General features: G+C 36.4%; 21 protein-coding genes. 7 read left to right on the top strand and 14 right to left on the bottom strand.

Annotated elements, in window-relative coordinates:
- The 6 genes from ES677_RS05045 to trhO form a co-directional block, all read right to left on the bottom strand.
- Positions 1-181 (bottom strand): transposase (locus tag ES677_RS05045; RefSeq protein WP_148380285.1); only part of this gene is annotated, 181 nt, incomplete at its 3' end.
- Positions 182-226: 45 nt separating this feature from the next.
- On the bottom strand, positions 227-580 hold the full coding sequence (locus ES677_RS05040) for a hypothetical protein (RefSeq protein WP_148380612.1): 354 nt from the start codon (positions 578-580) through the stop codon (positions 227-229).
- 227 nt (positions 581-807) lie between these two features.
- Positions 808-3,144 carry a penicillin-binding protein 1A gene (locus ES677_RS05035; RefSeq protein WP_148380611.1) on the bottom strand — a complete coding sequence of 779 codons (2,337 nt, stop codon included), beginning with the start codon at positions 3,142-3,144 and terminating at the stop codon, positions 808-810.
- A gap of 18 nt (positions 3,145-3,162) precedes the next feature.
- Positions 3,163-3,654 carry a gliding motility lipoprotein GldH gene (locus tag ES677_RS05030; protein ID WP_148380610.1) on the bottom strand — a complete coding sequence of 164 codons (492 nt, stop codon included), beginning with the start codon at positions 3,652-3,654 and terminating at the stop codon, positions 3,163-3,165.
- Between the two features lie 19 nt (positions 3,655-3,673).
- A complete protein-coding gene (ricT, locus tag ES677_RS05025) occupies positions 3,674-5,158 on the bottom strand; it encodes a regulatory iron-sulfur-containing complex subunit RicT (RefSeq protein WP_148369928.1) in 1,485 nt (494 codons plus the stop codon).
- A 191-nt stretch (positions 5,159-5,349) separates the two neighbouring features.
- Positions 5,350-6,414 (bottom strand): oxygen-dependent tRNA uridine(34) hydroxylase TrhO, encoded by a 1,065-nt coding sequence (gene trhO / locus ES677_RS05020; RefSeq protein ID WP_148369927.1) that lies wholly within the window; start codon positions 6,412-6,414, stop codon positions 5,350-5,352.
- 422 nt (positions 6,415-6,836) lie between these two features.
- Between trhO and recA the strand changes: the two genes are divergently transcribed.
- From recA to ES677_RS05000, 4 genes are all read left to right on the top strand, one after another.
- Positions 6,837-7,847: a recombinase RecA gene (gene recA, locus ES677_RS05015; RefSeq protein ID WP_148369926.1), complete on the top strand. Its 1,011-nt coding sequence runs from the start codon at positions 6,837-6,839 to the stop codon at positions 7,845-7,847.
- Positions 7,848-7,973: 126 nt separating this feature from the next.
- The gene (locus tag ES677_RS05010) at positions 7,974-8,378 is read left to right on the top strand and encodes a hypothetical protein (protein ID WP_148369925.1); all 405 of its coding nucleotides are present in this window, start codon (positions 7,974-7,976) and stop codon (positions 8,376-8,378) included.
- Positions 8,379-8,402: 24 nt separating this feature from the next.
- A complete protein-coding gene (locus ES677_RS05005; protein ID WP_148369924.1) occupies positions 8,403-8,948 on the top strand; it encodes an RNA polymerase sigma factor in 546 nt (181 codons plus the stop codon).
- Positions 8,949-8,952: 4 nt separating this feature from the next.
- Entirely contained in the window at positions 8,953-10,614 is a 1,662-nt protein-coding gene (locus tag ES677_RS05000) for an outer membrane beta-barrel protein (RefSeq protein ID WP_148380609.1), read from the top strand.
- A gap of 73 nt (positions 10,615-10,687) precedes the next feature.
- On the opposite strand, the gene ES677_RS04995 is transcribed toward ES677_RS05000, so the two are convergent.
- The gene (locus ES677_RS04995) at positions 10,688-11,443 is read right to left on the bottom strand and encodes a lysophospholipid acyltransferase family protein (protein WP_148369922.1); all 756 of its coding nucleotides are present in this window, start codon (positions 11,441-11,443) and stop codon (positions 10,688-10,690) included.
- 124 nt (positions 11,444-11,567) lie between these two features.
- Here ES677_RS04995 and trpS point away from each other — a divergent pair, with 124 nt between their 5' ends.
- Complete coding sequence (gene trpS, locus ES677_RS04990) at positions 11,568-12,536, top strand: tryptophan--tRNA ligase (protein ID WP_148369921.1); 969 nt, start codon at positions 11,568-11,570, stop codon at positions 12,534-12,536.
- On the opposite strand, the gene dprA is transcribed toward trpS, so the two are convergent.
- Positions 12,533-13,636, bottom strand: coding sequence for a DNA-processing protein DprA (gene dprA / locus ES677_RS04985; RefSeq protein ID WP_148380608.1), 1,104 nt, complete (start codon positions 13,634-13,636; stop codon positions 12,533-12,535). The genes trpS and dprA overlap by 4 nt on opposite strands.
- Positions 13,637-13,740: 104 nt before the next feature.
- On the opposite strand from dprA, the gene ES677_RS04980 reads away from it, so the two are divergent.
- Both ES677_RS04980 and ES677_RS04975 read left to right on the top strand, forming a co-directional pair.
- Entirely contained in the window at positions 13,741-14,679 is a 939-nt protein-coding gene (locus ES677_RS04980) for an HU domain-containing protein (RefSeq protein WP_148380607.1), read from the top strand.
- Positions 14,680-14,793: 114 nt separating this feature from the next.
- Positions 14,794-15,303, top strand: coding sequence for an acyl-CoA thioesterase (locus tag ES677_RS04975; protein ID WP_148380606.1), 510 nt, complete (start codon positions 14,794-14,796; stop codon positions 15,301-15,303).
- Between the two features lie 56 nt (positions 15,304-15,359).
- On the opposite strand, the gene ES677_RS04970 is transcribed toward ES677_RS04975, so the two are convergent.
- The 6 genes from ES677_RS04970 to ES677_RS04945 all read right to left on the bottom strand — a co-directional run bounded on the left by ES677_RS04970 (position 15,360) and on the right by ES677_RS04945 (position 21,840).
- Positions 15,360-16,592: a murein hydrolase activator EnvC family protein gene (locus tag ES677_RS04970; RefSeq protein WP_148380605.1), complete on the bottom strand. Its 1,233-nt coding sequence runs from the start codon at positions 16,590-16,592 to the stop codon at positions 15,360-15,362.
- Entirely contained in the window at positions 16,592-17,368 is a 777-nt protein-coding gene (locus ES677_RS04965) for a DUF4292 domain-containing protein (protein WP_148369916.1), read from the bottom strand. Before ES677_RS04965 ends, ES677_RS04970 begins: the two co-directional genes overlap by 1 nt.
- Positions 17,369-18,730: a tetratricopeptide repeat protein gene (locus tag ES677_RS04960; RefSeq protein WP_148380604.1), complete on the bottom strand. Its 1,362-nt coding sequence runs from the start codon at positions 18,728-18,730 to the stop codon at positions 17,369-17,371.
- Between the two features lie 20 nt (positions 18,731-18,750).
- On the bottom strand, positions 18,751-19,770 hold the full coding sequence (locus tag ES677_RS04955; RefSeq protein WP_148369914.1) for a sugar phosphate nucleotidyltransferase: 1,020 nt from the start codon (positions 19,768-19,770) through the stop codon (positions 18,751-18,753).
- Positions 19,771-19,943: 173 nt separating this feature from the next.
- Positions 19,944-20,378, bottom strand: coding sequence for a dUTP diphosphatase (dut, locus tag ES677_RS04950; RefSeq protein WP_148369913.1), 435 nt, complete (start codon positions 20,376-20,378; stop codon positions 19,944-19,946).
- Between the two features lies 1 nt (position 20,379).
- Positions 20,380-21,840 (bottom strand): oligosaccharide flippase family protein, encoded by a 1,461-nt coding sequence (locus tag ES677_RS04945; RefSeq protein ID WP_148380603.1) that lies wholly within the window; start codon positions 21,838-21,840, stop codon positions 20,380-20,382.
- Positions 21,841-22,097 lie beyond the last annotated feature (257 nt).

Below are 22,097 nucleotides of genomic sequence, written 5' to 3'. Positions count from 1 at the left end.
AATTACCATTGCCTGGGAAACTTCCCGATTCAAAAGCTTCAAATTCTTTACGCCACTTGTATAAAAGAGTAACCTTGATACCTAGTTCTCTTGCTAGTTCTGACAGGTTCTTTCTGTCCTTACTTAATTCTACAGCTTGTCGTTTAAAAGCTGGATCATATTTCTTTCGCTCTTGTGTCATAAGTTAAATGTAAGACTTTATGCTTAACTTGTACTGTCCGCTAAATTAGCACATCCAATCTTCAGTTCTATAAACTCCAAACGTATAATTTTTTAAGCCGTTGCTTTCTATAACTTTTGCGTAACTAGTGTTAATAGTAAAGTCATAATAGGAATTGTATACTGTTTTATTGGCCTTATTTTTACTTACTACTTTTTCTGTTTTATTAATGACACGCATTAAGTTACTGTTCTTCTCCAGTTGCTTTTTTCTAAATATACTTACATTTAGATTTGTTTCCTGAGTTTTAGATTCTTGTAAATAAATGTCATCATCTTTTTGACAACTAGATAGCACAAATGTAACCCCGAAGAGCAACATTACTAGTTTTAAATACTGTTTACATTTTCTTTTTTTCATTCGTTTCGTTGGTTTTAAAAATTAGTGATTTTAACTATTAAAAACCAAGTGTATAATAATAATAATAACAATCTCACAATACCTTTTTATACCATTCATCGAAAACCTCAACTTATTTGCGCTTTTCATTACGGTAAAAACCGTAATTGGAGAAAAAACGCAAATTTTGCAAACAAAAAAAGCCACTACTTGCATAATGGCTTTTAGATTTTACACTAAAAAATAAACTATATATCTAATTCATCTGGTAAACCTTCGTCTCCAATAGAACCTTCTTCATTTCCTTCTGCATTATACTTACTACAATCGACCTCGATAGACAAGTCTTCAGGTCTTTCAAAATCACCTTTAGAAATTTCTAAATCTTCATCTTCGTAACAGCTGCGCATATACATTCCCCAAATAGGTAATGCCATCGAGGCTCCTTGACCGTAAGTAATGGTTTTAAAGTGAACCGATCTGTCTTCTGCTCCTACCCAAACACCAGTAACTAGGTTTGGCACCATACCCATAAACCAACCGTCACTTTGGTTTTGTGTGGTTCCTGTTTTTCCGGCAATAGGGTTTGTAAATTGATAGGGATAGCCTGTAATAATTTCTTGATACATTTTATTCCATTTTTCGGCTCCTTGCGTTCTTAAGCGCGTTCCCGAGCCAGAAGTAGTAACGCCTTCCATTAATTTTACAGTAACATACGCCGATTCGGCACTTAAAACATCGCGAGTTTCTGGTGTAAACTGAAATAATACCGTACCATTTTTATCTTCAATACGCTCTATCATTACTGGCTTGGTGTACACACCCTTGTTTGCAAAAGCAGCATAGGCGCCTACCATTTCGTAAACGCTAATATCGGCCGTTCCTAGACCTATAGAAGGCACGGCAGGAATAGTAGACTCTATCCCTAATTTCTTTGCTAAATCGACTACGGGTTGGGGGCCCACCTTATCCATTAATCGTGCTGTAATAGTATTTATCGATCCCGCTAAACCTTGTTGTAAAGTTACCTCACCACCATATCTGCCACTAGCATTTTTAGGTGTCCAAGGTTCCATATTACCAAACTTACCTTTTTCGATAGTAATTTGTGAGCGCGGTAATTTATCGCATGGCGACATATGAAGCTGGTCGATGGCTGTGGCATATACAAACGGTTTAAAAGTAGAACCTACTTGACGTTTCCCTTGCTTAACATGGTCGTATTGAAAGTGTCTAAAATCGATACCACCAACCCACGCTTTTACTAGGCCTGTTTTAGGGTTCATACTCATCATTCCAGTATGTAAAAATGACTTGTAATAACGCATAGAGTCGATAGGTTTCATAATCGTATCGATTTCTCCTCCCCACGAAAACACGGTCATTTTTGTTGGCTTTTGAAAGGATTCGCGAATGTCTTTATCGGCAATTTTCAAATCATATTTCATGTGTCTCCAACGTTCCGATTGTTTCATAGAGCGTTCAATTAACGCCTCTACTTCATCGTTAGACAAGTCTAAAAAGGGGGCCGTTTTATTTCTCTCGGGTGTGTTTTGATGAAAAAATTCTGATTGTAATTTATTCATATGCTTTTTCACCGCCGCTTCAGCATAGGTTTGCATACGCGAATCAATAGTTGTATAAATTTTTAATCCGTCGTTATATAAGTTATATTTTGAACCGTCTGGTTTTGGGTTTTCACTAATCCATTCTTTCATATAACCGTCCAGATACCCTCTAAAATAAGTGGCTATCCCTTCACGGTGAGATTCTGGTGTGTAGTTTAAATCTAAGTCGGATTTTTGTAAAGAATCTTTAACGGTTTCCGAGATATACCCGTACTTTTCCATTTGCGACAATACCACATTCCTTCTGTTTTTAACTCCTACAGGGTTTCGGTTTGGTCTCGGATTGTACAATGCTGAATTTTTGAACATCCCCACTAGCATTGCCGATTCTTTAATAGATAATTCTTTAGGCTCTTTACCAAAATAAATACGCGCTGCCGAACGGATACCATCAGCATTATTATTAAAATCGTAGATATTAAAGTATTGTGTAACAATCTCTTCTTTGGTGTATTGTCGCTCTAAACGAATGGCTATAACCCATTCTTTAATTTTCTGAATGATACGCTCTGCGATGTTCGAGGACCCTTCACCGTGAAATAATTGCTTAGCTAATTGCTGCGAAATAGTACTCGCACCACCACCAGCGCCTAATTTTACAAGGGCACGAACGGTTCCCAAGCCATCAATTCCAGAGTGGCCATAATACCTCGCATCTTCGGTAGCAATTAACGCCTCTACCAAATGTTTAGGAAACTCCTCGTAACTTACCGGCGTACGGTTGTCGTTAAAATAAAACTTACCTAACGTTTTACCATCACTAGAAATAATTTCTGAGGCTAAATTAGTATTCGGGTTTTCCAATTGCGTGTGATCGGGCATATCACCAAAAACGCCCCATGACGCTAATGAAAATATGAGTACAACTGCTGCAATACCAATTAAAAATAAAATCCAGAATCCGCGAACGTACTTAGCGAAACTTTGAGTGTTTTGGGCTTCTTTTTTCTTTGCCATCTATTATGTATTACTTTTTTAGTGTTCTGCTGAAAGTTCCTCAATTCTAAAGCCGATATCGGTTACCCCTTCTAAATCTAACACACCATTAACGTCACCATTCTTTCGCATAGCGTGTTGGATCTTTACAGTGTACTCACCACTCTCCTCAAAAACCACCCCTTCTTTATACCACAATTTATTTTCTTTTACACTACTTAACCCAGTCCCTAAGAGGGTTCCATCGGGAGCGGCCATTCTATACTCTAACGTATCTTTCACCGCTTTTCCGTTAGGGAAATTCATTTCTACGATAAGATATAGATTATTAAATTTGTACGCATTGGTATTACGTAAGTTTACAAACAAATTGTAAGGACTTATAGAATCGGGCGCCGTAATATTAAAGCTTATAACATCGTTTTTATTCCACGCTTCGGGCACGGTCTTATACGTATCGAAAACAGCATTCGAATCGCACGAAAACACACACAAGCTACACGCTAATCCTAACAGTAATCTACTCAGCATTTTTGTTTTTATTTTTGAATTACGCGTTGTCTTGGCCTTTTATATCTCCTTTTCCTTGATCACTTTTGGTGTTGCCTTTACTAGATGCTTTGTCACTTCCTTTTTCAGCGCTTTGAGTCTTCTCTCTACTTTTCACCGGCCCCTTACTCTGGTCGATTTTTGCTGTCCTATCGTCATTTTTAGCTCTTGGCTTCGGGCGTTGTTTAGGTCTCGGTTTTGGTTTATTTTGCGTTTTTGGTTCCGCTTTATTGGCCGACTTATTATCTACTTTACTTTCCGGTTTATTCCTTGGCTTATTAGGCGCATTCCCTTTTGGTTTATCTAGAGTATTTACCTCTTTTTTATCTCCAGGTTTTCTCGTGTTTTTATTTTTTGGGTTTCGGCCTTTAGTGTTTTTACGTTTTTTTGAGCCTTTTGGACTATCAAAACGTGTTAAACTATCTTGACCTACCACGTTTTCGAAATCGGATTTAATATCTTCTTCTAATAAATCTGAAGCGTATTCTTCTAAGCTTTCTACTTTTTCTTTTTTTCGATTAAGTTCTATAATTTCTCTCGCCTGATCGGTAGTAATTTTATGCCAGTTCATCCATTCCCCTTCGTAAGCATACCACATATGCCCTTTAAAGATGTCGGTCTTTTGGCATACCGCCGTTCCTTTCTCGGTAAACAGTTTAATATCTGTTTTAGGAAATGCTTTTAAGGCATCTAAATACGAATCGAGTTCGTAATTTAAACAACATTTTAGTTTACCACATTGTCCCGCTAATTTTTGAGGATTTAATGACAATTGTTGGTAACGTGCTGCCGAGGTGCTTACCGATCTAAAATCGGTTAACCAAGTAGAGCAACACAATTCGCGACCACAAGAACCAATTCCTCCTAAACGTGCTGCTTCTTGACGAAAACCAATTTGTTTCATCTCGATTCGCGTTCTAAATTCTTTGGCAAAGAGTTTAATTAATTCTCTAAAATCAACACGATCTTCAGCGGTATAATAAAACGTCACTTTACTGGCGTCTCCTTGAAACTCTATATCTGAGATTTTCATTTGAAGATTTAAACCGATAGCAAATTGGCGTGCTTTAACCTTCATTGGCTCTTCTTTATCTCGCGCTTCCGTCCAAATATCAATATCTTTTTGCGATGCTTTTCTGTATATTTTTAAAACGTCTTCCGTTTGGCTTACCTTTTTGCGTTTCATTTGCACACGCACTAATTCGCCTGCTAAAGTTACCATTCCAATATCGTGCCCCGATTGTGCTTCGGTAGCAACAACATCCCCTATGCTTAACGATAGGTTTTCTGTATTTTTATAATAGTGTTTTCGTCCGTTTTTAAAACGTACTTCCACAAAATCGAAAGGTTTTTCTCCGTTTGGAACAGACATGTTAGATAACCAATCGAAAACAGTTAACTTATTGCAACTGTCTGTACCGCAGGTTCCGTTATTTTTGCAGCCACCAGGTTGACCGTCTTTTGTTGAGCAGCTTGTACAAGCCATATATGTATATGTTGATTCTGAACGACTTAACGCCAGAAGATGATTAATAAAATCGTCTGTTTTTTAAGTTAAAACCAGACAATACAAAGTTTTACTTTGATTTGTAAATATAAGATTATTCTAAAGACTATAAAACATAAAAAAAGCCTGATTAGTATATCAGGCTTTTGAATATTTTATAGGGAATACGATTATTTTTTGACGGGTTCAAAAATAGTCCTTAACTCTTTCTTATGGGGCAAATGATCTGCGCGCCCTTTTTTGAAAATATCGTTGCTATTTCCTTGTCCTTTACGCAATTCTTTTTGAGCTTCGAAGGGTAAGGCATGAACCTCTTTACACGCGATAGAACAGCAGTTATCTAGTTCTGTTTTGCACGATTCACATTGTATAAAAAGTAAGTGGCACGCCTGGTTTGCACAGTTTACGTGTGTATCGCAAGCGGCGCCACATTGGTGACAATTTGCAATAACGTCTTCGCTAATTTTTTCGGCCCTACGGTCGTCGAACACAAAGTTTTTACCTAAAAATTTGTTTTCTAAGTCTTGCGCTTTTACTTGGCGTGTATATTCAATAATACCCCCTTCTAGTTGGTACACATTTTTAAAGCCTTTGTGCTTAAAATACGCACTTGCTTTTTCACAGCGAATACCACCGGTGCAGTACATAACCAAGTTTTGATTTTCTTTATGCTCCTTTAAATCTTCTTCAATAATATCTAAAGATTCTCTAAAGGTATCAACATCTGGCGTAACGGCGTTTTTAAAATGGCCAATCTCACTTTCGTAATGATTGCGCATATCAACAAGCACTGTGTTTTTATCTTCTATAAGCGCATTAAATTCAGTGGCAGCGACGTGCACCCCTTTGTTGGTGACATCGAAAGCACCATCTTCCAATCCGTCGGCAACAATTTTATGGCGCACTTTCACCTTCAGCTTTAAAAACGACATGTTATCTTGTTCTACCGCGATATTTAATCTAATATCTTTAAGGAAATCGATAGTCTCTAGGTGTGTTTTAAAGGCATTAAAACGATTTGCCGGTAAAGATAATTGGGCGTTAATACCTTCGGTTGCGACGTAAATTCGACCTAAGACGTCTAAGGCATCCCAGTTTAAAAATAAATGATCACGAAGCATTTGTGGGTTGCCAATTTTGGCATACTGATAAAAAGAAAGTGTTAAACGCTCTTGCCCGGCGTTTTCTATAAGTTCTACTCTCTCTTTGGCACTTAGTTTATTGTACAGTTGCATGCTATACTAATTTTTTAAGGTTAAAGACTCATTTCTGCAAAAGTACTCATTTCTACGGTTTAGGGCAAAAAAAAGTCCTTTACGCTCTGCAAAGGACTTTTAATAGACTAACTCGTTATTATTTTTTTATTGCTAAAAAAAAACACGAGCTAACCACCATCGGCTCTACAGCTACTGTTAACATAAACAGAGACTGAAACACCTAATGTTTTTGACATTAAAATTCTTTTTAAATATTTCATGACTTTAATACTATTTAATTAAAGTTAGACTTATAAAACAGGCGTAAATAATCTTTTTCATAGCTAATTTTTTCCCGCTTTATTAAGTAGATGCAAAAAGAGCAAAAAGGTTGCGTCATAAAATTGTAATACTTAAAATGAAGTAGTATTTTAGCCTAACAAATACGAAAAAACAAAAAGATGAGCAGCGAAAAAGAAGCAAAATTAAAAGCGCTTAAACTAACATTAGATAAGTTAGATAAAGCGTATGGAAAAGGAACAGTAATGAAAATGAGCGACGCTGCAGTAGTAGATGTTGAGGCTATTCCGTCTGGATCTCTAGGATTAGATATCGCCTTAGGCGTTGGTGGCTACCCAAGAGGTCGTGTTATAGAAGTTTACGGGCCAGAATCTTCTGGTAAAACAACATTAACCTTACACGCTATTGCCGAAGCACAAAAATTAGGAGGTATTGCAGCATTTATAGATGCAGAGCACGCTTTCGATCGTTTTTATGCGGCAAAATTGGGCGTAGATATTGATAACTTGATTATTTCTCAACCAGATAATGGTGAGCAAGCTTTAGAAATTACAGATAATTTAATCCGTTCGGGAGCCATTGATATTGTTGTTATTGACTCGGTCGCAGCATTAACTCCAAAAAGTGAAATTGAAGGCGAAATGGGCGATTCTAAAATGGGATTACACGCGCGTTTAATGTCTCAAGCGCTGAGAAAATTAACCGCATCGATTAGCAAAACTAATTGTACCGTAATCTTTATTAACCAATTACGTGAGAAAATTGGGGTTATGTTCGGAAATCCAGAAACAACCACTGGTGGTAACGCCTTAAAATTCTATGCTTCTGTACGTTTAGATATTAGACGTTCTACTCAAATTAAAGATACCGATGGTAACGTTATGGGAAATAAAACCCGTGTTAAGGTTGTTAAAAACAAAGTAGCACCACCATTTAGATTGGCAGAATTCGACATTATGTATGGTGAAGGTATTAGTAAAGTTGGTGAAGTTTTAGACGTCGCGGTAGACAAAGAAATCGTTAAGAAAAGCGGTTCTTGGTTTAGCTATGGCGACACCAAATTAGGACAAGGTCGTGATGCTGTTAAAGCAATAATAAAAGACAACCCTGAGTTATTTGAGGAACTAGAACAGAAGATTAAAGAACTTATAAAAGAAGATTCTAAACAATAGTCTACCACTTTCTACACTTAATAAAATCCCGATCTCTTCGGGATTTTTTTTGTTTTTACACGCAACCTTTTAACACTTAGAGCATCTACCTATAAATACGCAATTTTTTAAGTCTATTTATTATCTATGAAAAAGCGACTATTTGCTTGTATAGCTCTACTACTGTTATCGTGTAACGTCAATGACGATTCATTGCGCAGTTACCAGACCTTACTCCCCATTGAATCTGTTACTATTCCTGACGCATTTATAATAGACGACGTCTATGCTATTACGCTATTTTATATAAAACCCACAAATTGTCATTCTTTTAGCGATATTTATTACTCAAAAGACCACAACGAACGTACCGTTTCTATTATTAGTACGGTGTACACCAACGCGAATTGTAACGAGATTAATGCGATAACTGAAGCCTCTTTTAATTTTAAAGCCACTTCTGCTGGCACTTATAAATTTATGTTTTGGAGTGGTAAAGATGAAAATAATGAAGATATTTACCTTAATTACGAGATACCAGTAATAGAATAACTAATAACTAAACCATTTAGATAATTGAGTTTAGATCGGCTCATAGAAAATTGCAAGGCCAATGATACTAAAGCACAAAGCGAACTCTACACGCTCTTTTCGAGCACATTGTTTTCGTTATGCTTAAAGTATTCGCGGTCTTATGCCGAAGCGGAAGATAATTTACAAGATGCGTTTATAACTATTTTTAAAAAAATAAATCAGTATAAAAATAAAGGATCGTTTGAAGGGTGGATAAAACGAATAACGATAAACACAGCCTTACAACGCTACCGGAAACAAAGCGGCGTATTCTCCATTATAAAAGAAGAAGATATTGCAGATGAGACCATAACGGAAGAAGACGAAAATCAAGTATCGCTACACTATTTATTGAAAATAATACAAGAATTGCCAGACCAATACCGCTTGGTTTTTAACCTTTATGTTTTAGACGGTTATTCGCATCAAGATATCGCTGAAGCACTAAAAATAAACACAGGAACCTCGAAATCTAATTTAGCGCGAGCGCGACAGATTTTAAGGACAAAAATTAAAGCATATAAAATGGGATTACAGTCCCAATCATAATATTATGGGTAACAAAAAACACATCGATAGACTTTTTCAGGAAAAGTTTAAAGACTTTGAAGCCAAACCAAGCGACGCCGTTTGGCAAAACATTAAAAAACAATTAAACCCACCAAAAGAAACCGCTAAACCAGTCGTTCCTTTATGGTCTAAATGGGCAGCGATTGCTGCGATAGTTTTAGTTTTGATGACTGCCGGTATTAACGTATTTACCAACGGCACCACAAATACCGATAGTCCATCAGGAGAAGAGACCACCAGAAGCACCACGAACTCCTCGTCTTCAACTTCAATAGGAACTAAGGAAACTGTTGGAAACGTTACCGATCACGAAAATCAAATAGTGGATTCCACAAATCAGTCTACAACCAACACTCTTTCAAACGGCACTAAACACACCCCGTCAGTAACGCACTCTACTGCTCAAGAATTGAATAGTTCTTCCGTAGAGAACAAACGTAACGGCATTTATTCAAAAGGAAATCCACCGTCTAAAGCCTCTCAAGATGCAGCAGTGGCGAATCCTTCCTCAATAGTCGGCAACACTAAAAAGAAAGACGGAGGTAAGACTTCAACGCGCTTAAACACTTCAGCCACAAACACCCCATTAGCATCTACATCCTCTTCATCCCTTTCCCAATCTAAACCAAAATCTAATTCCCAACCGGCTGATAAACAAAATGCTACTACAATTACCGCAAATTCTTCAAAAAAGAATAGTAATTTATATTCTAATCCTTATAAAAAAAACACCCTCAACGTAAAAACTACTGAAGAATTATTTAATACTAAAGAGACAATAACGCCTCTAGATTATACCGATTTAAAAAAAAACAAAACTACAGACGAGAGCCCAATAATCGACTCTTCGTTAGGAGAATCGATAGAAGAAGCAATTGCCAGGCTAAAAAAATTGGATGAAAAAGAAAGAGCGATCCCTTTTAACAAGTGGAGTATTACGGCTAATGTTGCACCTGTTTATTACAATTCGCTTGGCACAGGCTCATCTATAGACGAACAATTTGTAAATAACTCTAAAGACGGAGAACTTAATATGAGTTACGGTATTCAAGTAGGTTACGCTTTAAATGATAAATTAACATTAAGATCGGGCGTAAACACCCTTAAGTTAAGTTACGACACGGCTGGCGTTGTGGTGTATCAAAGCGTATCGACAGGAAACCCAGATATAAAACCACTTCGTAATATTGATTTTGAAACGACACCCAACGGCGAAAATTTATCGGTTTTAAGTACCGAAAGTTTTAATGTTCAACAAATAAACAGTATTTTTAATGATAACTTTAACGCCGCTTTAAGCCAGAGAATGAGTTATATAGAAGTGCCCTTAGAATTGGAGTACGCCCTTATTAACAAACGTATGGGCTTACATATAATTGGTGGTATGAGTACCTTTTTCTTAAGCGATAACCAAGTGGTTACCGAGTTTGATAATTATAAAACAAAAATTGGAGAAGCCAATAACATTAACGATATTAGCTTTAGCACGAATCTTAGTTTGGGGTTAGATTATAATTTTTCTAAAACGTTTACCTTTAATTTCGAGCCTACTTTTAAGTACCAAATTAACACCTACAGCGCATCTTCAGGAAATTTCAAACCCTATATTATTGGGGTTTATACTGGATTTAGCTATACATTTTAAGTAGTAAACTTAGTAGGTAGGTTTATTATTTTCTCTCGATACTATCGAGAACATATGAAAAAACTGTTCGGTGTCATGAACAGTTTTTTTGTTTTTTGTGAAACACGTGAAGTTGTTCTAAAACTATATTTCTTACCTGCTCTCTAAGGATTTTAGTCTCTTTAATAGTCAGCCCTTCAGTGTCTACAAACCGATGCATTTTAACGCGCATTCTACCAGGGCTACCGCTAAAGAAAGCGTATGAAAAGCGTTTTTTATTATCGGCAAACGTAATAGGTACAATCGGGATTTGATGATTAATGGCAAGCCTAAATGCACCATCCTTAAATTCGGCCAAATCGATATGTTCTTCGGGCACCATTCCCTCAGGAAAAATACAAATACTTAGACCTTGTTTTAAGCGTTTCTGAGCTCTTAAAAACACGGCGTGTCTACTTCTAGGACTCGTTCTATCGACTAGAATGCACGTACGTTTATAAAAGAATCCAAAGATCGGTATTTTACCAAGCTCTTGTTTGCCCACAAATACAAAAGGATTTTTCACGGTTACCAACATCAACATAATATCGGTCATCGAGGTATGGTTAGCCACAAACATGTAACTCTTGCCTTTTATAGTTTTTTGATCGCGCTTAATACGAGTTTTACACCCCATACCTATAAGAATAAATCGCGCCCAGAGTCGCGCTAACTTAAAGAAAAATGGATACCACTCTTCCTTTAATATCGAAATTAAAAGCAACGGCGATAACACTATTATCGGTATAGCGAGTAAGATATAAAACCAAACACGATAGAGAAAGGTGAAAATGTATTTAAAAAAAATCATAAGCTGTAAAAATACATAATTGAATTGACGTAAATGGTTCCATTTTATTTAAAAAAAGTACCTTTGTTTTTAGAATTGAAATTAAGTTTAATTTAATGAGACTCTCACTTTCGTGGGAAACACTATGTCAAGAATACTTACAGGAATACAAAGCACAGGAACGCCACATTTAGGAAACATTTTAGGCGCATTACTACCGGCAATCGAAATGTCTAAAAATACAGATAATGATGCGTTTTTATTTATTGCCGATTTACATTCATTAACACAGATTAAGGATGCTAAAACAATGCGTAACAACACCTATTCTACGGCTGCCACTTGGCTAGCTCTAGGTTTAGATATAGAGAAAACGGTGTTTTATAGACAAAGTGATATTCCGCAAACTACGGAGTTGACGTGGTATTTAAGTTGTTTTTTTCCTTACCAACGCTTAACATTAGCACATAGTTTTAAAGATAAGGCCGACCGTTTAGACGATGTAAACTCTGGGTTATTTAACTACCCTATGTTAATGGCTGCCGATATTTTATTATACGATGCAGACATTATCCCGGTAGGAAAAGACCAATTACAACATATAGAAATGACACGTGATGTGGCCTCTCGTTTCCACGCAAAAATGGGCGACACGTTTGTAATGCCGGAAGGAAAAACAGAAGAAAATACTAAACTTATTCCTGGAATTGATGGTGCCAAAATGAGCAAAAGTAAAGGCAATACGATTAATATTTTTTTACCAGAAAAACAATTACGCAAACAAATAATGAGTATTGAAACCGATAGCACTGCGCTTGAGGCGGCTAAAGATTGGAGCACCTGTAATTGTTTTGCTATTTATAGTTTATTAGCTTCGGATGCTGAAATTGAAACGATGAAAGCCAACTATGACAATGGTAATTATGGGTACGGTCACGCCAAACAAGCGTTATACGAATTGGTTTTAAAAACCTTTGAAACCCCTCGCGAACGCTACACTTATTATATGAATAATTTGGACGCCATAGACGACGCCTTAGCGAAAGGCGCCGAAAAAGCAAGAGTAGTTGCTACTGCCGTTTTAAAACGTGTGCGCGCAAAAATAGGGTATTAAATAATCTCAAATAATTTACCAGGTAGTGGTCTTACCACGCCTTTTAATTCCATAGTTAACAATATGCCAGCCAGTTTATAGGTTGGCATATTGCATTTTAAAGCAATAACATCCAAGAGTTCTTTATCGTGGCCTTCTAAAAATTGATATACTATCTTTTCGTTATCGTCCAATTCTACAAACAACTGTTTTTGTATTGCCGGTTTCTCGTTATCTTCTAATTGCCAATTCAATAGATAAGGAACGTCTAGTGGTGTAGATAGCAAATGGGCTTTTTGATATTTAATGAGGTTATTACAGCCGACACTTTGCGAATCGGTAGTGCGACCGGGAACGGCAAACACATCGCGATTATACGAATTGGCAATATCGGCCGTCACTAAACTCCCGCCTTTTTCGGCAGACTCGATAACTATTGTCGCTTCGCTAATGCCCGCGATAAGGCGGTTACGTTTTAAGAAATTATTTCTATCAAACACTGCTGTACTCCAAAAATCGGTATAGAAGCCCCCATTATTTTCTACGTCGGCCATATACTTTTTATGCACTTTAGGATAAATCTGATTCAGCCCGTGCGCCAAACAACCAATATTTTGAAGCTTGTTTTTAATGGCGGCCTTTTGCGCTGTAATATCAGTACCGTAAGCAAACCCCGAAACAATAACAGGATCATAAGGCGCTAGTTCTTCCACCAACCGCTCGCAGAATGCGATACCGCTCGTTGTTATTTTTCGGGCCCCTACAATACTAATAATATGTTTTTTGTTGAGGTTTATTGTGCCGGCTTCAAATAATAAAATCGGACTATCAATACAATGCTTCAATTTTTCTGGATACTTTTCAGAAGTAAAATAATGCGCCTTTATACCTTCCTCTTTAATAAATTTTAATTCTTGTTCGGCAGCTTCCAAATGGTTTCTTTCAAACAAATCATTAAGAGTGAGTGTTCCTATACCATCAATTTTTAATAAATTATGGCGTTTTTCTTTCATCACAGCCTCAGCCGATCCACAGTGATTAATCAATTTTTTAGCCGTTGTGTCCCCTATTCGAGCTACATTTTGCAACGCTAAAGTATAAAGCAAGTCATTTTCCGTCATAGCAAACCATTGATTTAGAGACTACAATAAACAAATTTTATAACTGTTAATAAAAAGTACGGCTTAAGTTTTATTCACAAACAAAAAAAATTAACTTTGTTATTATGCAATTAGAGACTTACATAAGCGATTTATTATACCGTTACGACTGTGTTATGGTGCCAGAATTTGGCGCTTTTATATCACAACGTGTATCGGCGACCGTTAATAACACAACAAACGCCTTTTATCCACCAAAAAAATTGTTGTCGTTTAATGAACAAATTCAAACCAACGATGGCTTGTTAGCACGCTATATTGCAGATGTTGAAAACATTTCGTTTGAAGACGCTTTGGTATTAATCGCTAAAGAAGTGACCGCTCTAAAATCGCTTTTAACCGAAGGCAAAACCATTACTTTTAAACATATTGGTGATTTGGTATTTAATAGTGAAGGAAAAATACAGTTTACTCCTTCGTACCATTTAAATTATTTAACTGATGCTTTTGGTTTATCTCAGTTTGTCTCTCATTCTATGGGCAGAGAAACGTACACGAAAGAAGCCGAAGCTATAGAGAAAGTCATTCCTATTGCCGATACGCCAAAAAGACGCCGTGCACGCCCTTATTTAAAGTATGCAGCAGTTGGAGTAATTGCTCTAACATTAGGTGGTTTTGGTGTCGCTAATTATTATGTAAATTCAGTGAATACGCATAATGAAATCGCACAAGAAGAAGCCAACCAACAATTAGAACATAAAATACAAGAGGCTACTTTTGTAATTAGTAATCCGTTACCTGCAGTCACTCTAAAAGTTGAAAAAGAATCCGGAAATTACCATATTGTTGCCGGTGCATTTCGAGTGGAAGACAACTGTGATAAAAAGGTAGAAGAATTAAAAAATGAAGGATTTAACGCTCGTAAAATTGGCGTTAACAAATACGGATTACATCAAGTCATTTATTCTAGTTTTTCAGAAAGACGTGCCGCCATTAACGCGCTTAACGCTATTAAACGCTCAAATAACTCAAGCGCTTGGTTATTAGTAAAAGACTTAAACTAAGACTATTTTCCTTATAATTTTTAATAAAATAAAGACTATTTTCTCAAATGGTCTTACCTTTGCTTTTGATTTAAACCATTTATCGGTTACAAAACGAATATAGATAGCTATTTTATGGAAGCAAAAACAGCAGAAGCATCAAAAACAATAATGACAGATTTGGTTTTACCAAGTGAGACCAATCCATTAAACAATTTATTTGGAGGTGAATTATTAGCTCGAATGGACCGTGCTGCCAGTATTGCAGCAAGACGCCACTCCCGCCGTATTGTTGTCACCGCATCGGTTAATCACGTTGAGTTTAATAGAGCTGTACCTCTAGGAAGTGTTGTTACGGTTGAAGCCAAAGTTTCTCGCGCATTTAAAACGTCGATGGAAGTCTATATTGACGTGTGGGTGGAAGACAGAGAATCTGGAATGCGTACAAAAGCGAACGAAGCCATTTATACTTTTGTTGCGGTAGACGAAACAGGAACACCAATTGCTATACCTGAAATTGTTCCAGAAAGTCCCTTAGAAATAGAACGTTACGAAGGTGCTTTAAGACGTAAACAACTAAGCTTAGTACTTGCTGGAAAAATGAAAGCTAAAGATGCTACAGAATTGAAAGCATTGTTTGCTTAAACACCAAAAGACGTCATAGTATTAAAAAAAGCTCCTGTAAATTACAGGAGCTTTTTTTACATCTTATAAATCCAAGAGGATGGATTTTGTGTGTGATTGTCTTTATAAATACTAAATTTTAATACCGTTTCTCCAGTATTAGGATTTGTAAACACCTCCCCAATATCTTGTTTTGTGGTTACCTTATCTCCAGCTTTTACATAGACTTTTCCTAAGTTATAATATACCGATATATAATTACCGTGTTTAACTAAAACCACTGGATTACTTCTTTTTTGCTGAATGATGCGCATTACTTCACCATTAAATATGGCACGTACATTAGCGCCTTTCTCTGTAGAAATTCTTACCCCACTACTTTTAATGGTTAATGAACCATCGATGGGCGACGGCTGGTCTCCGTAACGCACTTTTACGACGCCTTTTTCTACTGGCCAAGGTAACTTACCTTTATTGCCTAAAAAGTCTTTTGCTAACGCCTTTGCTTCGGCAGTTAAGGCAAAACTTGACGAGGCTGTTGTTTTAGACGTTCCTGCCTTTTTATTGGATTTAGCAATTTCAGCTTTAATAATTTTATCGATCTCACGATCAATTCTATCGGCTTCCTGTTGCTTCGCTTTAACTTCGGCCGTGTATTTTGTTAAGTTACTTTTTATAGACTGCATGATTATTTCATGCTGTTTCATCTCGCGTTCTAAATCCTGTTGTATTTGTTTATTCTCGGCAATTAGCTTTCCTTTTTGTTCCTTTTGCTTCAATAATAAGGTGTTTGCTTCTTGTAATTCCTTTGTTTTCAACTTAATAATTTCGCCTTGTTCTTTTTGAAATTCGGCGTATTGATTTAAGTACTGCACCCGTTTATAGGCTTGTTTAAAATTGCTGGAAGACAACAAAAACATAATACGGCTTTGCTTATTTTTGTTTTTATACGACCGCTGAATCATTTTAGCATAATTGGCCTTTAAAGACGTTAATTCGTCTCTATATTCCGAAATTTGCTTTTGGTTATTATTAATTTCTCGCGTTAATAAATTGGTCTGCTGATTGGTTACTTTTATTAAATTACGCTGCACACTCACTTTGTAATTTAAGTTTTCTATTAGCGTTACTTCCGACTTCTGCTTGTCTTTATTAGAAGATACTAACGCATTAATTTTTTGGATTTCATTACGCAATTCCACACGGCGTGCTTCTAACTCTCTTTGCTTGCCAGATTGAGAAAACCCCACGTTGGCACATAATAAAAAGATTCCTAAAAGCAGCGTAAAACAGGTCGGTTGTATTCTCATTATTCTAAAGTAATTGCATCAAATCCTGAAGGAATTTTAAACGGAAAACGCAAGTCTTCATTTAAGTTTATTCCTTTCATTTCTATATTAATTTCTAATTCTTCGTCTTTTTCTAAAGCGATAATTTTTATGTGTTCGGGAAGGATTTCATTTTCGACATTTTGATAGGTTACGTAATCTATTTGAAGCAAACGCGACGTTTCTGATTGGGCAATTTGTTGCGAATCCATTTTGAAATGCGTTGGGTTTAACAATAAAAAAATCTCAAAAACATCTTCTTGTTGTTTGGGTTGTAACAAATACGACTTCTCGTAAATAGAGAGGTTATAATCACTGTGATCTAGAGGAAATAACGATTCGCCCAATAGCAGACTTTGTACTTTATTAAAGTTTAGTTCGGTACCCAACAACTCACTTAAATACGCGAAATCACCATCGAAATACGTGTTGTCTAATTTATTATAAAAAGCTACACGCGTTGGTGTAATCATAGCTTTTACGATGCCCAATTTACTCAACCAAATCACTTTACCTTTTTCCATTCGCAAAGAGAAGTTTACCGATTGCGACTTGTTTCCATTCTCTATTTCAATTTTGATTCGAGATGTTAAGGTTGTAAAGTCTGCGTTGTTTTTTGTGTTATTTTTTATAAGTTGTTTAGCCGACAAATTAGGGTTTAATGTACCGTCTGAAACTACCGTTTGAGTCGACTTACAGCCGGTAAAACTAAGCGTAATTCCTACTAGTAAAAGACCTAAAATACGTTGTATATTCATTTATTCTAAAGGTTCTAAAGATTTGGCTTTATCGCTAAACGCTTGTGCCTTTTTTAAATTATTTAAAGCCGTATGCGCCTTAGTAAGTTGCTTATAAAAATCGGCTTCCATTTTTGCGTTTTCAATAATATAATCAAATCCCATTTCCAACGTCTCAACGGCCTCTTTGTTGCGTTCTAATTGGTTTAGCGACACGCCATTAATAAGATATAAAACGGGCTGCGAAGGAAAACGTTCTAACGCTTGGGCACTTTTTTCCTGGGCAAGTTGATACTGTTTTAAATCGATATGCAAAAGTAATATATTTCTAATCAACCCGAAATTTTCAGGCTCCTTAGCTTCGGCTTGCAAATAGTACTCTAATGCTTTAGGTTTATTGTTTTTAACTAAATAATACTGCGCGAGTTCTATGAGCGTTTTTGCATTTGTAGTGGTTTGCGATATTTGCGAAGTAATAGCCACCAATTCGTTTTCGTATTGCTGGTTTTCACTTACAAAACGCACAAAATCGGCTAACACTTTTACTTTAGCTTCGGCAGCGATAGCTTTACTGCCTAACACGGTTTTCATAGACGCGATGGCCTCATCTTGCTTATTATCGTTTAAATAAAACTTGTATAAAGCTAAATGTACTAATTGCGATTCTGGGTGAATTTCTAGAAGTGTTTTAGCGGTTTCGTATGCTTTTTCCTCGTCATTATTTTCACTATAACGATAAATAAGGGCTAAGTAATTTTTTTCGACAGCCGGATCTTTATCAACACGATCCTTTAAATTTTCGATTTGTTCTTTTTTTCGTCCGGTAGCCTTATAAATCCGGTTTCTGAGTTGGTCGCGATCGGAAGACAATCCTAATTCCTCATCCAATTCGTCCAAGACGTCTAAGGCGTCTTTATAATTTTGTGTTTGCACATAAATAGCGGCTAAATCTTCCTTATAATCTGGATGAAATTTAACGAGCTGTTTCACCGTTTTTATAGCTCTTCTATAATCTTTTAAATGCACATAAGCCGCATATAGTTCATCGAGATACCATTCGTTATCAGGCTCTTTACTCACTGCTTCTTTCAGCGCTTCTTCAGCTTCACCAAAATTCTTAAGCAGATTATAATTTTTTCCCAATTCGAAATACAATACAGATTCTGAATCGTCAATTTCGATACACTTTAAAAGTGCCGTGACCGATTTATCGTAATTTTCGATGGCTTTTTGTTTTAACGCTTCGAAAAAATACTCCTGAAATTCGTCGGTAACATTTCCGAGATCATCGTTTGGTGTATTTAATTCCTCTTGCGCGTAACTCGCTTGCGAAATACTGAATATTCCGAAAATTATAAGAGTTATGTAGCGCTTTAGCGTCATATTTAATATAAAGTCAAAAATTATTCCAGTATTGAATAATCGCCAATACTTATTTTAGTGAATTCACCATTATAAGTCACGTGATTTCCAATCATTGCTTCTTCTAAATTAGCGTTTTTAATAGTGGTATGATTCTGAATTAAACTATTTTTAACGGTTGCGTTTTCAATTGTGCAATTATTTCCTATCGACACATTCGGTCCGATTGTACTATTTTTCAACACCACATTGTCACCGATAAAACACGGTTTTATAATTTCAGAATTCTCTAAAGTTACAGAATTTGAAACCAATTGTTCTTCGCCATCGGCTGTTAAAAAGCCTAACATCCGCTGGTTCGTTTCCAGGGTTACCGCTTTGTTTCCGCAGTCCATCCATTCGCTAACTTCGCCAGTTTTAAAGACTTTCCCTTTAGCCATCATTCCTTTAATACCATCGTTAATTTGGTATTCGCCACCATTAATAATGTTGTTATCCAAAACGTGTTGCAACTCTGTTTTTAAAACCGCAACATCTTTAAAATAATAAATACCGATTACGGCTAAATCACTCACAAAAGTGTTCGGCTTTTCTACAAGCTCTACAATCTCTTTATTCGCGTTTAATTTAACCACACCATAGGCTTCCGGTTTCGCGACTTGCTTTACCCAAATAACAGCATCGGCCTCTGGATCTAGGTTAAAATCGGCTCTAATTAACGTGTCGGCATACGCAATAACGGCAGGCCCAGAAAGCGACTCTTTGGCGCACATAATAGCGTGTCCTGTTCCCAAAGGCTCGTCTTGCCTGTAAATCGTTGCTTTTGCACCTAACCCTTGGGCTAGTTCTTTTAAGCTCGATACCACATCGTCGCCAAACCACGCCCGATCACCTAAAATGAAAGCAATTTCTTCGATAGGCTGATTTAAAACTTTAACAATGTCTTTTACTAAGCGCTGCACAATAGGCTGCCCAGCAACAGGAATTAAAGGTTTTGGTACGGTTAAACTATGCGGACGTAAACGAGATCCTCGTCCCGCCATTGGTACTATTATTTTCATATTACGCTCTGCAAAAGCAGATGGTTTTTATATTATACTTAACTCTGTTGGGAGTGCTGCTTCAATTTAAGCTGTTTTACCCTTTCTTAAAAATTATCTGCTACACTTCTATACAAAATGCCCTTTGGCTTATTTGTGATGCTATAGATAATTTAGGTTATTTTTTCTACTCCTTACTTAACACCTGTGCTGCCAAAGCCACCATCTCCTCTACTGGTTTCAGAAAGGGTTTCTACTTGAAGCCAATCGGCACGCTCGTGTTTTGCAATCACCATTTGCGCTATACGTTCGCCGTTTTCTATAGTAAAATCGTCGGTAGACAAATTAACTAATATTACGCCCACTTCACCTCTATAATCGGCATCGATTGTTCCCGGAGCATTAAGCACGCTAACTCCCTTTTTAATAGCCAAGCCACTTCTTGGACGTACTTGAGCTTCAATACCAATAGGGAGTTCTAAAAACAACCCTGTAGATACAATTTTTCGCTCCATTGGTTTTAAAGTAATACTTTCGCTAATATGTGCCCGTAAATCCATTCCTGCCGATGCAATAGTTTCGTAACTTGGTAGCGCGTGGCTAGATTTGTTTATAATTTTAATAGTCATTTTAAAGTTTTAATAATTGTTTTAATTCCTTTTTCTCCATAAAATATACTAGCGTTAAAAATACAATTAATGCTGAAATTCCAAAGACATAATTCCCTCTTAAATAATAGAACGAAACGATCGATAACGCAATGGAAAGCACAAGGTACACTCCTATCTTTTTTAAGTTATAAGGAATAGGATAATATTTCCTTCCAAAATAAAACGATAAAATCATCATTAAAGTATATGCCGCTAATGTGGCGACGGCCGATCCTTTATAACTATAAATGGGAATTAACCAATAATTTAAACCTAGGGTAAGCAGCGCGCCAAAGACAGAAATATAAGCACCGAATTTTGTGCGGTCTGTAATTTTATACCACACCGATAAGTTGTGATATATTCCTAAAAAGAAATTGGCTAATAAAACGACAGGTACAATCCACATCGCTTCCCAATACGCCTCACTTTGTACTATAATTACTTTTAAAACATCGACAAACACCACCACTCCTAACAGAATAACTGCGCCAAATGCCACAAAATACTCCAGAATTTTAGCGTAATTCTTTTGTGGATTCTTCGCTTTCGAGTGGCTGAAAAAATAAGGCTCTATTCCCAATCTATACGCCGTGATAAACAATGTCATAAACATTGCAATTTTATAACACGCAGAGTACATCCCAATTTCCCTCTCGGCAACATTTTCGGGTAATAATTGTTTTAGTAATATTCTATCGAAGGTTTCATTTATGGAGAATGCAACCCCTGCAATTAATACAGGAACGGCGTACTTCATCATCCGTTTCCACAATGACGTATTAAACACGAATTTAAGCTTCGCATAAAATGGCAACATTAAAACCAATGTTATCCCACTAGCAATGAGGTTGGCAATTAATATATAATTGACTTCGAAATCGGGAATATATAACTGCTCTATAATAGCACTTTTAGGTGCTATTTTCTTTAAAGCTAGCAAAAAGAAAAAGTTTAAAGCTATGTTGGTCGCGACATTTATAAGTTTAATTATCGCATAACGCATTGGTTTAGCGTTGGCACGCAACCACGCAAAAGGAATAATAACAAGCGCATCTAGTAATAGAATCCAAATAACGAGTTGAATATATTCGACCTTAATATCAACTAGTGCTGCAATTTGATTTTGCAGCAGTAAACCAGCTCCTAAAAACAAAATAGAGCTTATTATTAATGAAATGGAAGCCGTACCAGTAACCGTTTTAGCATCGTCTTCTTTATTAAAAAATCTAAAAAAGGCTGTTTCCATCCCGTAAGCCAATACCACATTAAACAGCACGAAATAGGCAAATATATAGGACACAACACCATATTCTTCAACTGAAGATAACACGTCTTCTGTGGTGTACAGCGGCACTAATAGAAAGCTCAACATTCGCGGTAACACAGTTGCTAAACCATATATAAATGTTTGTTTAAAAAGAGATTTGAATCCGCTCAAAGTTATTGTCGTTATTTTACGCTAAAAGTATTGAATTCGTAAGACCTAAAAAAGGAAATAGCTTGCGATTAATGCTAAAAACAAATAGAATAGCTAACAATTGAATAGTTATAAAGCGATAGAAAACTAAATACTAAATCACCATTCTAATAGCATGAAGATGGTAAAAAAATACGCATAAAAAAAAGCCTTACTTTTTTAAGTAAGGCTTTAAATGTATTAACACTTAAATACTATTTATAATTGTTCAGTGCTTC

Source organism: Bizionia gelidisalsuginis, assembly GCF_008086185.1.
In the GTDB taxonomy this organism is placed as follows: Bacteria; Bacteroidota; Bacteroidia; order Flavobacteriales; family Flavobacteriaceae; genus Bizionia; species Bizionia saleffrena.
Note: the sequence above shows the minus strand (reverse complement) of the source record. Positions and strands in the feature narration are given on the sequence as shown.

Bases quoted from the DNA above. Each gene is read 5' to 3' on its own strand.
- ES677_RS05040 (WP_148380612.1), bottom strand. From the start codon at position 580: ATGAAAAAAAGAAAATGTAAACAGTATTTAAAACTAGTAATGTTGCTC.
- ES677_RS05035 (WP_148380611.1), bottom strand. From the start codon at position 3,144: ATGGCAAAGAAAAAAGAAGCCCAAAACACTCAAAGTTTCGCTAAGTAC.
- ES677_RS05030 (WP_148380610.1), bottom strand. From the start codon at position 3,654: ATGCTGAGTAGATTACTGTTAGGATTAGCGTGTAGCTTGTGTGTGTTT.
- ricT (WP_148369928.1), bottom strand. From the start codon at position 5,158: ATGGCTTGTACAAGCTGCTCAACAAAAGACGGTCAACCTGGTGGCTGC.
- trhO (WP_148369927.1), bottom strand. From the start codon at position 6,414: ATGCAACTGTACAATAAACTAAGTGCCAAAGAGAGAGTAGAACTTATA.
- recA (WP_148369926.1), top strand. From the start codon at position 6,837: ATGAGCAGCGAAAAAGAAGCAAAATTAAAAGCGCTTAAACTAACATTA.
- ES677_RS05010 (WP_148369925.1), top strand. From the start codon at position 7,974: ATGAAAAAGCGACTATTTGCTTGTATAGCTCTACTACTGTTATCGTGT.
- ES677_RS05000 (WP_148380609.1), top strand. From the start codon at position 8,953: ATGGGTAACAAAAAACACATCGATAGACTTTTTCAGGAAAAGTTTAAA.
- ES677_RS04995 (WP_148369922.1), bottom strand. From the start codon at position 11,443: ATGATTTTTTTTAAATACATTTTCACCTTTCTCTATCGTGTTTGGTTT.
- trpS (WP_148369921.1), top strand. From the start codon at position 11,568: ATGTCAAGAATACTTACAGGAATACAAAGCACAGGAACGCCACATTTA.
- dprA (WP_148380608.1), bottom strand. From the start codon at position 13,636: ATGACGGAAAATGACTTGCTTTATACTTTAGCGTTGCAAAATGTAGCT.
- ES677_RS04980 (WP_148380607.1), top strand. From the start codon at position 13,741: ATGCAATTAGAGACTTACATAAGCGATTTATTATACCGTTACGACTGT.
- ES677_RS04975 (WP_148380606.1), top strand. From the start codon at position 14,794: ATGGAAGCAAAAACAGCAGAAGCATCAAAAACAATAATGACAGATTTG.
- ES677_RS04970 (WP_148380605.1), bottom strand. From the start codon at position 16,592: ATGAGAATACAACCGACCTGTTTTACGCTGCTTTTAGGAATCTTTTTA.
- ES677_RS04965 (WP_148369916.1), bottom strand. From the start codon at position 17,368: ATGAATATACAACGTATTTTAGGTCTTTTACTAGTAGGAATTACGCTT.
- ES677_RS04960 (WP_148380604.1), bottom strand. From the start codon at position 18,730: ATGACGCTAAAGCGCTACATAACTCTTATAATTTTCGGAATATTCAGT.
- ES677_RS04955 (WP_148369914.1), bottom strand. From the start codon at position 19,770: ATGAAAATAATAGTACCAATGGCGGGACGAGGATCTCGTTTACGTCCG.
- dut (WP_148369913.1), bottom strand. From the start codon at position 20,378: ATGACTATTAAAATTATAAACAAATCTAGCCACGCGCTACCAAGTTAC.